We start from the raw sequence: 12,987 nt of genomic DNA on the forward strand, positions 1-12,987 counted from the left end.
GCGGCGCCGGGTGATCGGCGACTGAACTTTTCCCGGGATTGGCAGTCTCATTGCCCGACGTCGGTTGGGCTGACAGGAGTGCGGCCCCTCATGGCCGAGGTTGATACACCACAGGAGCTGGATCTGGAACTGGTCCGGCGCGTGCAGCACGGCGAGAGCGCCGCGTTCGATGTCCTGGTGCGCAAGTACCAGCATCGCGTGGTGGCCCTTGTCGGTCGCTACATCGCCGACTGGAGCGAATGTCAGGACGTCGCCCAGGACACTTTCATCCGTGCCTATCGCGCGATCGGAAGTTTCCGTGGCGATGCCCAGTTCTCAACCTGGTTGCATCGAATCGCCGTGAATACCGCCAAAAACTACCTGGCTTCACACAATCGACGGCCACCGACCGATGACATCGACATCGGCGATGCCGAACAGTTCGACAGTGGTACGCGCCTGCGCGACACCGACACGCCCGAACGCGAGTTGATGCGCCAGGAGCTGGAACAGACGGTGATGAAGGCCGTCAACGCGCTGCCGGAAGAGCTCCGGTCGGCGATCACCCTGCGCGAGGTGGAAGGCCTGAGCTACGAGGAAATCGCGCAGAAAATGGGGTGCCCGATCGGCACCGTGCGTTCACGGATCTTCCGGGCGCGCGAGGCGATCGACACCGAACTCCGGCCGCTGTTGGACATCGGCAGCGCCACCCGTGAGAAGAGCCGCGTATGACCAGTAATCCGTTCAACGAATCGCAGAACCATCAATCGCCCGCCGGGCAGCGCCTGGACCAGCGCCATCGGGAGCAGCTGTCGGCCCTGGTCGATGGCGAGCTGGGTGCCGATGAAGCGCGCTTCCTGCTGCGCCGGATGGAGCATGACCCCGAACTGGCCGGCTGCCAGGAGCGCTGGCAGCTGCTGGGCGATGTGATGCGCGGGCAGGCGTCGGCGCTGGCGCCGGCCGGGTTCAGTGCCGCCGTGGCTGCCGCCATCGCCGCCGAGCCTGCGCCGCAGGCCGAGCCGCGCCGTCAGGTGCGTCGCAGTGGCTGGCGGGCCTGGGGCGGTGGTGCCGCACTGGCCGCTTCGGTGGCGGCGGTGGCACTGTTCATGGGCGGTGAGAAGCTGAGGGAGGCCACCCCGGGCGAGCCGTTGGCACCACAGGTGATCGCCAGCCAGGCAGAGCTGCCGACCGTGCCGACCGACCCTGCCCCGGTGACCGAGGCCTCTGCAGACACTGCCGCGATGGCCGTGGCGGCGGCTCCCGCCCTGGCGATGGCCGCTGCCAGTCGCCGCCAGGATACCCGCCGCGCCAGTGCCACCCGCAGCCAGCAGGCCGCGCGTGCCGCCCAGCGTGAGGACCTGCCGCAACGCGCAGTGGCTGCTGCGCAGGCGCCGCTGACCCCGACCGTACCGGCCAATGCCGGCCGCAACATGCCGTTTGGTGAGGTCGGTGGGCTGCAGGCCCGGCCGTGGCCGCGTTCCAGCCTGGCGCCTGCCGCCGGCGGCGCGCTCAATACCAGCTTCCCGGCCCATACCGGTGGCGCCGCGTTCTACCCGTTCGAGCCGCGCCTGCAGGACGACCTGCCGGTGCCGCCGCGCCCGCGCGACTGAGCCGGGTGCTTTCACGCCCCGCCGTCGGCGGGGCCCGTATTCCTCTTTCCATCCGATCCGGAGGTTGCCGTCCGATGACTCCCCGATTCCGCACGCAGGCCATTGGCCTGCTGGCCCTGACCCTGCCGCTGATGGCCTGCGCGCAGGCCCCGGCTCCGGCCGCCCCGGCCCAGGCTGCCCCGGCCGCCGCGCCGCGGGCGCCGGCACAGCCGCTGGTTACCGGCCTGCCCGATTTCACCCACCTTGTTGAACAGGTCGGGCCGGGCGTGGTCAACGTCGACACCACCATCGTCCGCAACAACCGCCAGGCTTCGCGGGGCCCGATGGGCGGTGACGACGACATGCCGGAGTTCTTCCGCCGCTTCTTCGGCCCGGACTTCCCGATGCCGGGGCAGGGACCGGGTGGGCAGGACGGTGGCCCCAGCATCAAGGGCCGTGGCATGGGGTCGGGCTTCATCATCTCGCCCGACGGCTATGTGCTGACCAACTACCACGTGGTGGCCGACGCCAGCGACGTGAAGGTCAAGCTGGGCGACAGCCGTGAGTTCAACGCCAAGGTGGTGGGCAGCGACCAGCAGTACGACGTGGCGCTGCTGAAGATCGATGGCAAGAACCTGCCGACCGTGCGCGTCGGCGATTCCAACACGCTGAAGCCGGGCCAGTGGGTTGTCGCGATCGGCTCGCCGTTCGGTCTCGACCACTCGGTCACCGCCGGTATCGTCAGTGCACTGGGCCGCAGCACCGGTGGCGCCGACCAGCGCTACGTACCGTTCATCCAGACCGACGTGGCAATCAACCAGGGCAATTCCGGTGGTCCGCTGCTGAACACCCGTGGCGAAGTGGTCGGCATCAACTCGCAGATCTTCTCCGCCTCCGGCGGCTACATGGGCATCAGCTTCGCGATCCCGATCGACCTGGCGATGAGCGCGGTCGAGCAGATCAAGAAGAGCGGCAAGGTCACCCGTGGCCAGCTGGGTGCGGTGGTCGAGCCGATCGATGCGCTGAAGGCGCAGGGCCTGGGCCTGCCCGACAGCCGCGGCGCGCTGGTCAACCAGATCGTCGCTGGCAGTGCTGCGGAGAAGGCCGGTGTGCAGATCGGCGACGTGGTGCGTTCGGTCAACGGCAGCCCGGTCAACAGCTGGTCCGACCTGCCGCCGCTGATCGGTGCGATGGCGCCGGGCAGCCGGGTCACCCTGGGGGTGATCCGCGATGGCAAGCCGCGCGATCTCAGCGCCACGCTCACGGCGCTGAGCGAAGACGGTCAGGGCAATGCCCGTGCGGCGGCTGCCGCCAGGCCCGATGCGGCACCGCAGGCCGGTGCCAATGCCCTGCTGGGACTGGACGTGAGCGACCTGACCGCGCCGCAGCGCAAGCAGTTCGGGCTGGACGGCAACGAAGGCGTGCGCATCACCGGGGTCAAGGGCCAGGCGGCGCGTGATGCCGGCCTGTCTCCTGGCATGGTGATCCTGCAGGTCGGCCGCACCGCGGTCGGCAGCGTGGAGGGCCTGAACCGGGCGCTGTCCAGCTACAAGAAGGACGACGTGGTGATGCTGCTGGTGCGCACCGGCAACGGCAACAGCGCCTTTGTGGCGGTGAAGGCCGGCCAGTAAGGGTCGCCCGGGGCCGCCCCGCGGCCCTTGTCCGCCGCCGAAGCCCCGCCCTGGCGGGGCTTCGGCCATTCCGGGCCCGGCCTGATGAGGCCGCTTTCGCGGTGGGGCGCCGGGCATGCGATAATCGACCGTTACCTTGACGACGCCGCGCGCCGCCGCCACCTATGTCTTCTGATTCGATGCGGAACATCCGCAACTTCTCCATCATCGCCCATGTCGACCACGGCAAGTCCACGCTGGCCGACCGCATCATCCAGCTTTGTGGTGGCCTGCAGGCCCGCGAGATGGAAGCGCAGGTGCTCGACTCCAACCCGATCGAGCGCGAGCGTGGCATCACGATCAAGGCGCAGTCGGTGTCGCTGCCGTACCTGGCCAAGGACGGGCAGACCTACCATCTGAACTTCATCGACACCCCCGGCCACGTCGACTTCTCCTATGAAGTCAGCCGCTCGCTGGCCGCCTGCGAAGGCGCGCTGCTGGTGGTCGATGCGGCCCAGGGCGTGGAAGCGCAGTCGGTGGCCAACTGCTACACCGCGGTGGAGCAGGGCCTGGAAGTGGTGCCGGTGATCAACAAGATCGACCTGCCGACCGCCGACATCGAGCGTGCCAAGGCCGAGATCGAGGCCGTGATCGGCATCGACGCTTCCGACGCCGTGCCGGTCAGCGCCAAGACCGGCCTGAACGTGCAGGACGTGCTGGAAGCAATCGTGCATCGCATTCCGCCGCCGGCGCCGCGCGACACCGAGAAGCTGCAGGCGCTGATCATCGACTCCTGGTTCGACAACTACCTGGGCGTGGTCTCGCTGGTGCGCGTGATGCAGGGCGAGATCAAGGCCGGTGACAAGCTGCAGGTGATGTCCACCGGCCGCAACCACCAGGTCGACAACGTCGGCGTGTTCACGCCGAAGCGGAAAGTGCTGCCGGCGCTGCGTGCCGGTGAAGTGGGCTGGGTCACCGCCAGCATCAAGGACGTGCACGGCGCGCCGGTTGGCGACACCCTGACCCTGGCCGGCGACCCGGCACCAAAGCCGCTGCCGGGTTTCCAGGAAATGCAGCCGCGCGTGTTCGCCGGCCTGTTCCCGGTCGATGCCGAGGATTACCCGGACCTGCGCGAAGCGCTGGACAAGCTGCGCCTGAACGATGCCGCGCTGCGCTTCGAGCCGGAAAGCTCCGAGGCGATGGGCTTCGGCTTCCGCTGCGGCTTCCTCGGCATGCTGCACATGGAGATCGTGCAGGAGCGCCTGGAGCGCGAATACAACCTGGACCTGATCAGCACCGCGCCGACGGTGGTGTATGAAGTCCTGAAGACCGATGGCTCGATCATCAACATGGACAATCCGGCCAAGCTGCCGCCGGTGAACCAGGTCGAGGAGATCCGCGAGCCGATCATCCGTGCCAACGTGCTCACTCCCGAGGAGTACATCGGCAACATCATCAAGCTGTGCGAAGAAAAGCGCGGCAGCCAGATCGGCATCAACTACCTGGGCAGCCAGGTGCAGATCAGCTATGAACTGCCGATGGCCGAGGTGGTGCTGGACTTCTTCGACAAGCTGAAGTCGGTCAGCCGTGGCTATGCCTCGCTGGACTACCACTTCGTGCGCTTTGACGCCGGCCCGTTCGTGCGCGTGGATGTGCTGATCAACGGCGACAAGGTCGACGCGCTGTCGCTGATCGTGCACCGCAGCCATGCCGACCGCCGTGGCCGCGAGCTGTGCGAGAAGATGAAGGACCTGATTCCGCGCCAGATGTTCGACGTCGCCATCCAGGCGGCGGTCGGCTCGCAGATCATCGCCCGTACCACGGTCAAGGCCATGCGCAAGAACGTGCTGGCCAAGTGCTATGGTGGCGACGTTTCGCGCAAGAAGAAGCTTCTGGAAAAGCAGAAGGAAGGCAAGAAGCGCATGAAGCAGGTCGGTCGTGTGGAGATCCCGCAGGAAGCGTTCCTGGCCGTGCTGCAGATGGACAACAAGTAATCCCGCACCGGCCCTGCGGGGCCGGTCGTCCGGTGACGTTGCAAAGGACCCTGAATGAAACTGTTTGAGATCCTCCTGGTCGTGCTGACCCTGGCCTCGGGCCTGATCCTGCTTGCGGACAAGCTTTACCTCGCCAAGCGTCGCGCCCAGCGCGCCGGCCTGCTCGATTCCGAGCCGGTGCTGGTGGATTACTCGCGTGCGTTCTTCCCGGTGCTGGCGATCGTGCTGATCGTGCGCAGCTTCATTGCCGAACCGTACAAGATCCCGTCCAGCTCGATGATGCCGAACCTGCTGATCGGCGACTTCATCCTGGTCAACAAGTTCTCCTACGGCCTGCGCCTGCCGATCAGCAACACCAAGATCGTGCCGTTCGGCGAGCCCTCGCGTGGCGACGTGGTGGTGTTCCACTTCCCCGGCCACAGCGACAACGACCCGGCCAAGGGCGAGAACTTCATCAAGCGCGTGATCGGCGTGCCGGGTGACACCGTGGTCTTCGAAGGCGACGGCGTGACCCTCAATGGCGAGCCGTTGAAGTACGACAACAAGGGCATCTACGCCGGCCACAAGGGCCAGGGCGAAGGCGCCAACCTGCTGGTCGAGCACCTGCCGGGCCGCACCCACACCGTGCTGGAGACCGACTACCCGCGTGGCCAGGGCCAGTGGACCGTGCCGGCCGGCAAGTACCTGGTGATGGGCGACAACCGTGACAACAGCGACGATGGCCGTTTCTGGGGCCTGCTGCCGGAAGAGAACCTGCGCGGCAAGGCGTTCCTGATCTGGCTGAACTGCCAGGGCTGGTTCTGCAAGGATGGCTTCGAGCCGTCGCGGATCGGCTCGAGCATCAACTGACCGGGCGGCAACTGAGTATTTTCACATCCAACGCGTATCTGGGGAGAACGCAATGAAGACGATGAACGCGCAGCGCGGCATGACCCTGACCTCGTTCCTGACGGTCCTGATCGTGGTCGGTTTCTTCCTCTACATCGGCATGAAGCTGTTCCCGATGTACCAGGAGTACTACGCCGTGCGCTCGGCGATGAAGAGCCTGGCCAACGAGCCGGGCGTGGGTAGCATGGAGCCGTCGCGGATCCAGGACCTGTTCTTCAAGCGCCTGTACATCAACTACTCGGACAATGTGAAGCCGGCCAACGTGAAGTTCGATCGCCGCGACAATGGCTGGACCCTCAAGGTCAACTACGAAGTGCGCCGTCAGCTGATCGGCAACCTCGATGTGGTTGGCAAATTCGATTCTTCCCAGGACCTGACACGAAGCGGTGCCCAGTAAATTCATCCAACGTGGCGACCTGATTGGTCATGCCTTCAGCGATCCGGCCCTGCTCAAGCAGGCGCTGACGCATCGCAGTGCCGGTGCGCCGCACAACGAGCGCCTGGAATTCCTCGGCGACAGCATCGTCAACATGATGGCGGCCGAGGCGTTGTACCGACGCTGGCCCAAGGCTGACGAAGGGGCGATGACCCGTGCCCGTGCCGAGCTGGTGCGTGAAGGCGCGCTGGCGGTGATCGGGCGCAGCCTGGAACTGGGCGAGCGGCTGACCCTGGGCCCGGGCGAAATGAAGTCCGGCGGTCATCGCCGCGACTCGATCCTGGCCGACGCGGTGGAAGCCGTGGTGGCTGCGATCTACCTGGATGCCGGCTTCGAGGCCTGCCGGGCGGTGGTACTGCCCTGGTTCAGCGCATCGATCGAGGCACTGCCGGCCTCCGGCCGGCCCGAGAAGGACCCCAAGACCCGCCTGCAGGAATGGCTGCAGGCCCGACAGAAGGCGTTGCCGCAGTATGAACTGGTGTCAGAATCCGGTGACGACCACGCCAAGCACTTCCGGGTACGCTGCAACGTAGCCGACCCGGCTGCCAGCACCGAGGGCGAAGGCGCCTCGCGGCGGCTTGCCGAACAACAGGCGGCTGCGGCCGTCCTAGAACAACTGGATTCCAAGTGAGCGAACAAACCCCTCATCATTGCGGCAGCGTGGCCGTCATCGGCCGCCCGAACGTGGGCAAATCGACCCTGACCAATGCCTTGGTCGGTGCGAAGGTCAGCATCGTTTCCAACCGCCCGCAGACCACGCGTCATCGCCTGCTGGGCATCGCCACCTACCCGGAAGGCCAGCTGGTGCTGGTTGATACCCCCGGCCTGCACAAGGTGCAGAAGCGGGCGATGAACCGGGTGATGAACCGTGCCGCGCGTGGCTCGCTGGAGGGCGTCGATGCCGGCCTGCTGGTGATCGAGGCCGGTCGCTGGGATGAAGAAGACAGCCTGGCCTTCAATGTGCTGCGCGACGCCGGCATTCCGGTGGTGCTGGTGGTCAACAAGATCGACCGTCTGAAGGAAAAGGGCGCGCTGCTGCCGTTCCTGCAGCAGGTGACCGAGGGCCGTGATTTTGCCGCCGTGCATCCGATCTCGGCGCAGAAGCGCAACGGCCTGGAAGCGCTGGTGCGCGACGTGCTGAAGCTGCTGCCGGAAGCGCCGCCGATGTTCGGCGAGGACGAGATCACCGACCGCAGCCAGCGTTTCCTGGCCGGCGAACTGGTACGTGAGCAGTTAATGCGCCAGCTTGGCGAAGAGCTGCCCTACGCCACCACCGTTGAGATCGAGCGGTTCACCGAGGACGGCAACCTGCTGCGCATCGGTGCGGTGATCTGGGTCGAGCGCGAAGGCCAGAAGGCCATCGTGATCGGCAAGGGCGGCGCCCGCCTCAAGGAGATCGGCGCCAAGTCCCGCCTGCAGATGGAGCGTCTGTTCGGGGCCAAGGTGTTCCTGGAGACCTGGGTGCGCGTGCGTGAAGGCTGGTCTGATGACGAGGCCGCGCTGAAGGCCTTCGGTTACGAGTAAGCCGTTGCGGTCGCTTCGATGATGATCGAGGACGACACCGGCTTCGTGCTGCATGCACGGGCCTACCGCGAGACCAGCCTGCTGGTCGAAGTGTTGAGTGCGCAGCATGGCCGCATCGGCCTGCTCGCACGTGGTGTGTCAACGGCGAAGGGGCAGGTGCTGCGTGCTGCCCTGCAGCCATTGCAGTGGATCCGCTTCAGTGCCCAGCAGCGCGGTGAACTGGCCCAGCTGCGCGGCGCCGAAGCGCTGGATGCGGCACCCAGGCTGGTCGGCCAGGCGATGCTGGCCGGCTTCTACCTGAGTGAACTGACCCTGCGCCTGGCGCCCCGCCAGGACCCGTTGCCCGAGTTGTATCTGGCCTATGGCGAAGCGCGCGCGCGGCTGGCGGTCGGTGCCGGCCTGGCCTGGACGCTGCGTCGTTTCGAGCGTGAGCTGCTGACCGCACTGGGCCTGGGTTTCGAACTGGACAGTGCCAGCGACGGCCAGCCGATCGACCCGGCCGCGCGCTATGAACTGGACCCGCAGGAAGGCGCGCAGCGCCTGCTGAGCGAGCGCGGTGGGGAACGCCGGGCGGCGGCCACTGGCTCGGCGCTGCTGGCGTTGGCGGCCGACGAAGAGCCCGATGCCGCTGACCTGGCCAGCCTGCGCCTGCCGATGCGGCGGGTGCTGGCCCATCACCTCGGGCCGCGCGGCCTGAAGTCCTGGGAAATGCTCGAGCAGCTCGCGCCCCGCAGGTAGGGGGTGTCCGGCAGGGCCTGCAGCCCTGCACCTGCCGAGTCAACGTCAACGTCAACGGCAGAAGCTGGCTATCCGTGGGTGGGCGGGTTGGGTCCGGTTGCGGGAGACGCCGTAAACCCATCCCTGGGGGCTTGGCCGCGGCATCCATGCCGCGGACACTCCCTCAACCGGACCCACCCCGCCTTCGACAGATTCTTGCGAGCTGTCGGAACGGCACTCTGCTCTGGTGGGTGTCGACCTTGGTCGACACAGTAGAGCCACGCCATGCGTGGATGCGTTTCGATTTCAATTCGAAATATTTGATTCTGATTGAGATTCATCCACGCATGGCGTGGATCTACTGGCCACCGGCCCACTGTCGAAGGCGGGGCACTGTGGGTTTGCGGGGTGTGAGCCGCATGGATGCGGCGACCAAGGCTACATGGACGTACTTGCGCCGTCCCCGCAAACCCACAGTGCCCCGCCATCCCACGGAATACTGCTCTGGCCTTTGACGTTGCCCTGGCTTGAAGCTTCGGCAGGTGCAGGGCGCAGCCCTGCCGACCAACCCTCAATGCAGCAGGGCAGCCACCGCAGCGCGGAACCCAGCCTGGGCCTGCCCGGATTCCGGCGCATGATGCAACTGGCGCACCGCCCGTCCCAACCGTGCTGCCCCCACGAAGCCGCAGCTCGCCTGCAGCCGATGCAACTGGCTGCGCAGCTGGCGCTCGTCATGCTGGTCCACCGCCTGCTCGACTGCGTCTCGCACCCCCGGCAGCTCGGCCAGGAACAGCTCGCGCAGGGCGATCAGGTGATTGCGCTGGCCATTGAGCGCGGCCAGTGCCGCGGTCTCGTCCCAGTCCTGCACCTGCAGCTCGACCGCTGCCGGGGCCGGGGCAACGAAGATCCCCGCCGGGCTGTTCACCAGTGCGCGGCGCACGGCCTTCAGCAGCTGGTCGCGGCCCAGCGGCTTGACCAGCGTGTCGCTGAAGCCGGCTTCGCGCAGGCGGGCATGAATGGAGGTGTCGCCATCGGCCGTATGGGCCAACGCCGGGGTATCGGGGTGCGAACGGCGCAGTTCACGCAGCAGCTGCGCGCCGTTGCCGTCCGGCAGGTTGACGTCGATCAGCCACAGGTCATGCGCGCCGGGCTCGGCGCTGGCCAGCGCACTGGCCAATGAATCTGCGGTGTCCACGTCCGCCGGTAACGTTTCCAACGCCGCTTTGAAAAAACCGCGGCTGATGATGTCGTCCTCGACAAGCAGGAAGCGGGGCCGGCTGGCCCGCGGGGTCATCTGCATCAGGGCTGCCTCCATGTCAGCTGCTGCAATCATCAAGCACGGCGGCGGCGGGCGCAAGCGGGTCCGGACCCTGCCAGTCAGGATCTGCGACAATGTGCCCCCATTTTTGCCCGCAGCCTGTTGCCACGTGGCCCGATCCCGCTCCCGCATCGACCGTACCCCATTCCAGACCGAGATCCTCGACCTCAGCCATGATGGTCGCGGCGTCGCCCGCCGTGAAGGCGAGGGCGGCAAGGTCACCTTCGTCAGCGGCGCCCTGCCGGGCGAGGTGGTCATGGCGGAACAGACTGCCCGCAGCCGCCATTTCGATGAGGCACGCACGGTGGAAGTGCTGCAGGCCTCGCCGCAGCGCGTGACCCCGAAGTGCCCCCACTTCGGCACCTGCGCCGGCTGCGTGCTGCAACACCTGGACGAAGACCAGCAGATCGTCGCCAAGCAGCGCGTGCTGATGGACAACCTGGAGCGCATCGGCCACGTGAAGCCGGGTGCCGTGCTGGCGCCACTGGTCGGCGAGAGCTGGGGCTACCGCCGCAAGGGCCGGTTCTCGGTGCGTCGGGTCGAAAAGAAGGACAAGACCCTGGTCGGCTTCCGTGAACAGGACCCACGTTTCGTCGCCGACCTCAGCCAGTGCCTGACCGTGATCCCGGAAATCGGCACCAAGGTCGAGGCCTTGTCGTCCTTCATCGAATCGCTCGATGGCAAGCGCGACATCCCGCAGATCGAGTTCATCGCCGGTGACCAGGCCGTGGTGCTGACCGTGCGCCACCTGCAGCCGCTCAGCGATGCCGACCGCGCCGCCTGGGCCGCCTTTGGTCAGCAGCATGGCTTTGTGATCTACCTGCAGTCCGGTGGCGTGGATACCGTGCAGCCGCTGGACGGGCAGGGCGTGCCGCTGTCGTTCCGGCTGGCGCCGTGGGATGTCGAACTGGCGTTCCGCCCGCTGGACTTCATCCAGGTCAACGCCAAGCTCAACGAGAAGATGATCGCCCACGCCCTCGACCTGCTCGAACCGGGTGAGGAAGAGCGCGTGCTGGACCTGTTCTGCGGCCTGGGCAACTTCACCCTGCCGCTGGCGCGCCGCGTGCGCGAAGTGGTCGGTGTGGAAGGTGATGCCGGCCTGGTCGCGCGTGCCCGTGAGAATGCCGAGCGCAATGGCCTGGCCAACGCGCAGTTCTTCAGCGCCGACCTGACCCAGGACCAGCGCAGCACCCCGTGGATGCGCCAGGGCTTCGACAAGCTGCTGCTGGACCCGCCGCGTTCGGGCGCGATCGAAGTGCTGCAGCAGCTGCCGCTGAAGCAGTTCAAGCGCATCGTCTATGTCAGCTGCCATCCGGGCTCGCTGGCACGCGATGCCGGCTACCTGGTCAACGAACAGGGCTTCACCCTGGTCAGTGCCGGTGCCATGGACATGTTCCCGCACACCGCGCACGTGGAAAGCATCGCGGTGTTCGAAAAGCGCTGATCGGCTGTCATGCCCATCGCGCATAATGGCGCGATGGGCATCGAAATCGAACGCAAATTCCTCGTCAGCAGTGATGGCTGGCGTGCCGCCGCGCATCGGGTGATCCCGATGGCGCAGGGCTACATCAACGACATGGGCGCGCTTGACCGCGGCACCCAGAACGCCTCGGTGCGCGTGCGCATCGAGGGCGATCACGCCGCGCTGAACCTGAAGTCGCGCACCATCGGCCACACCCGCCAGGAGTTCGACTACCCGATCCCGGTGGACGATGCGCGCGCGCTGCTGGCGCTCTGTGTTGGCGGCCTGATCGACAAGCGCCGTCATCTGGTCGAGCACGCCGGCCTGACCTGGGAAGTGGATGAATTCCTCGGCGACAACGCCGGCCTGGTGGTGGCCGAGGTCGAGCTGGACAGCGCCGATCAGGCGATCGACCTGCCGGACTGGGTGGGTGCCGAAGTCACCGACGACGCGCGCTACTACAACGTCGCGCTGGCCAGTCATCCCTATTCACAGTGGTGAACCCCCAAAAAGGGGACGGAGGGGATTAAGTCGTCTTTACCCCACCTGTGCGGGAAACGACTTAATCCCCTCCGTCCCCTTTTATCGAGCAGGGCGGGCCCCATGTCGTGGGGATGAGAATCGACATCTACTCCGACGTGGTCTGTCCCTGGTGCTGGATCGGCAAGCATCGTTTCCAGCAGGGCGTGCAGTTGCTGGGCGCCGACGCGCCTGAACTCGATATCCACTGGCAGCCGTTCCAGCTGGATCCGGACGCGGACGACACCCCGGTACCGCTGCGCGAGGCCTATGTGCGCAAGTTCGGTGGCGTCGAGCGCACCGAGCAGATCCTTGGCCAGACCCAGACCACCGCGCGGGCCGAAGGCCTGCCGATGGACTTCAGCCAGGGCCAGGTGCGGGTGACCACGCTGCCGGCGCACCGGGTGCTGTGGTTGGCCGGGCAGCACGGCGTGCAGGATGCGGTGGGCGAGGCGCTGTTCCGCGCCCACTTCGAGCAGGGCCAGAACCTGGCCGACCCCTCGGTGCTGATCAAGGCCGGCGTGGCGGGCGGCCTTGATGCCGGCGAAATCGCGCAGATGCTGGCGTCCGACCGCGGCCTGGCCGAGGTCGAAGCCAAGCTGGCGCAGGCCCATGCATTGGGCGTTTCTTCGGTGCCGACCTTCGTCATCGATGGGAAGTGGGCCATTTCCGGGGCGCAGCCCCCCGAGGCCTTCGCCAACGCCCTGCGCCAGATCGCCGCCGAGCAGGGCGCGCTGGAGTCGCCCGCCGAGGGCGACGAGGCCTGCGGCCCGGACGGCTGCAAGGTCTGACCGGCCCCGAAAAGGGGACGCAGGGAATCAAGACGTATCCAGCCCGTAGGGGCCGATTGCGCCTTAATCCCCTCCGTCCCCTTTTTCTGACCACTGCGCCTGTCGGCCGGTTCTGCGACAATGCGGCACTGCGCCATGCGGGCGCGCGTTGTGGAGATCG

The 12,987-nt window shown here is 66.8% G+C and carries 13 protein-coding genes; 12 read left to right on the forward strand and 1 reads right to left on the reverse strand.

Features of this window, described 5'->3' with window-relative positions; all coding sequences use genetic code 11:
- Positions 1-90: 90 nt before the first annotated feature.
- The 9 genes from rpoE to recO all read left to right on the forward strand — a co-directional run bounded on the left by rpoE (position 91) and on the right by recO (position 8,758).
- Complete coding sequence (gene rpoE, locus AC5P57_RS08200) at positions 91-711, forward strand: RNA polymerase sigma factor RpoE (RefSeq protein ID WP_005414197.1); 621 nt, start codon at positions 91-93, stop codon at positions 709-711.
- Positions 708-1,589: a sigma-E factor negative regulatory protein gene (locus AC5P57_RS08205; RefSeq protein WP_262234711.1), complete on the forward strand. Its 882-nt coding sequence runs from the start codon at positions 708-710 to the stop codon at positions 1,587-1,589. Before rpoE ends, AC5P57_RS08205 begins: the two co-directional genes overlap by 4 nt.
- A 74-nt stretch (positions 1,590-1,663) precedes the next feature.
- Positions 1,664-3,199, forward strand: coding sequence for a DegQ family serine endoprotease (locus AC5P57_RS08210; protein WP_142806526.1), 1,536 nt, complete (start codon positions 1,664-1,666; stop codon positions 3,197-3,199).
- Positions 3,200-3,378: 179 nt separating this feature from the next.
- Complete coding sequence (gene lepA, locus AC5P57_RS08215) at positions 3,379-5,172, forward strand: translation elongation factor 4 (RefSeq protein WP_164145992.1); 1,794 nt, start codon at positions 3,379-3,381, stop codon at positions 5,170-5,172.
- A 54-nt stretch (positions 5,173-5,226) separates the two neighbouring features.
- Positions 5,227-6,021 carry a signal peptidase I gene (gene lepB / locus AC5P57_RS08220; protein WP_049429924.1) on the forward strand — a complete coding sequence of 265 codons (795 nt, stop codon included), beginning with the start codon at positions 5,227-5,229 and terminating at the stop codon, positions 6,019-6,021.
- Positions 6,022-6,073: 52 nt separating this feature from the next.
- Positions 6,074-6,457, forward strand: a complete 384-nt coding sequence (locus AC5P57_RS08225; protein WP_099555386.1) for a DUF4845 domain-containing protein — start codon at positions 6,074-6,076, stop codon at positions 6,455-6,457.
- On the forward strand, positions 6,447-7,127 hold the full coding sequence (gene rnc, locus AC5P57_RS08230; RefSeq protein ID WP_019662167.1) for a ribonuclease III: 681 nt from the start codon (positions 6,447-6,449) through the stop codon (positions 7,125-7,127). Before AC5P57_RS08225 ends, rnc begins: the two co-directional genes overlap by 11 nt.
- On the forward strand, positions 7,124-8,020 hold the full coding sequence (gene era, locus AC5P57_RS08235; protein WP_005410599.1) for a GTPase Era: 897 nt from the start codon (positions 7,124-7,126) through the stop codon (positions 8,018-8,020). The genes rnc and era overlap by 4 nt, the downstream gene beginning before the upstream one ends.
- Positions 8,021-8,038: 18 nt before the next feature.
- Positions 8,039-8,758, forward strand: coding sequence for a DNA repair protein RecO (gene recO, locus AC5P57_RS08240; protein ID WP_099555388.1), 720 nt, complete (start codon positions 8,039-8,041; stop codon positions 8,756-8,758).
- Between the two features lie 550 nt (positions 8,759-9,308).
- Here recO and AC5P57_RS08245 read toward each other — a convergent pair.
- On the reverse strand, positions 9,309-10,037 hold the full coding sequence (locus AC5P57_RS08245) for a response regulator (protein ID WP_099552126.1): 729 nt from the start codon (positions 10,035-10,037) through the stop codon (positions 9,309-9,311).
- A gap of 127 nt (positions 10,038-10,164) precedes the next feature.
- Between AC5P57_RS08245 and rlmD the strand changes: the two genes are divergently transcribed.
- From rlmD to AC5P57_RS08260, 3 genes are all read left to right on the forward strand, one after another.
- Entirely contained in the window at positions 10,165-11,499 is a 1,335-nt protein-coding gene (gene rlmD / locus AC5P57_RS08250) for a 23S rRNA (uracil(1939)-C(5))-methyltransferase RlmD (RefSeq protein ID WP_142806523.1), read from the forward strand.
- A gap of 33 nt (positions 11,500-11,532) precedes the next feature.
- Positions 11,533-12,018 carry a CYTH domain-containing protein gene (locus tag AC5P57_RS08255; RefSeq protein ID WP_043402365.1) on the forward strand — a complete coding sequence of 162 codons (486 nt, stop codon included), beginning with the start codon at positions 11,533-11,535 and terminating at the stop codon, positions 12,016-12,018.
- Between the two features lie 113 nt (positions 12,019-12,131).
- The gene (locus AC5P57_RS08260) at positions 12,132-12,827 is read left to right on the forward strand and encodes a DsbA family oxidoreductase (protein WP_262234713.1); all 696 of its coding nucleotides are present in this window, start codon (positions 12,132-12,134) and stop codon (positions 12,825-12,827) included.
- The last annotated feature ends 160 nt before the right edge of the window (positions 12,828-12,987 follow it).

The sequence above is a fragment of the Stenotrophomonas sp. YJH_SMC_79 genome, assembly GCF_059367995.1.

Excerpts from the sequence above, each read along its gene's own strand:
- rpoE (WP_005414197.1), top strand. The coding sequence starts at position 91 with ATGGCCGAGGTTGATACACCACAGGAGCTGGATCTGGAACTGGTCCGG.
- AC5P57_RS08205 (WP_262234711.1), top strand. The coding sequence starts at position 708 with ATGACCAGTAATCCGTTCAACGAATCGCAGAACCATCAATCGCCCGCC.
- AC5P57_RS08210 (WP_142806526.1), top strand. The coding sequence starts at position 1,664 with ATGACTCCCCGATTCCGCACGCAGGCCATTGGCCTGCTGGCCCTGACC.
- lepA (WP_164145992.1), top strand. The coding sequence starts at position 3,379 with ATGCGGAACATCCGCAACTTCTCCATCATCGCCCATGTCGACCACGGC.
- lepB (WP_049429924.1), top strand. The coding sequence starts at position 5,227 with ATGAAACTGTTTGAGATCCTCCTGGTCGTGCTGACCCTGGCCTCGGGC.
- AC5P57_RS08225 (WP_099555386.1), top strand. The coding sequence starts at position 6,074 with ATGAAGACGATGAACGCGCAGCGCGGCATGACCCTGACCTCGTTCCTG.
- recO (WP_099555388.1), top strand. The coding sequence starts at position 8,039 with ATGATGATCGAGGACGACACCGGCTTCGTGCTGCATGCACGGGCCTAC.
- AC5P57_RS08245 (WP_099552126.1), bottom strand. The coding sequence starts at position 10,037 with ATGCAGATGACCCCGCGGGCCAGCCGGCCCCGCTTCCTGCTTGTCGAG.
- AC5P57_RS08255 (WP_043402365.1), top strand. The coding sequence starts at position 11,533 with ATGGGCATCGAAATCGAACGCAAATTCCTCGTCAGCAGTGATGGCTGG.
- AC5P57_RS08260 (WP_262234713.1), top strand. The coding sequence starts at position 12,132 with ATGAGAATCGACATCTACTCCGACGTGGTCTGTCCCTGGTGCTGGATC.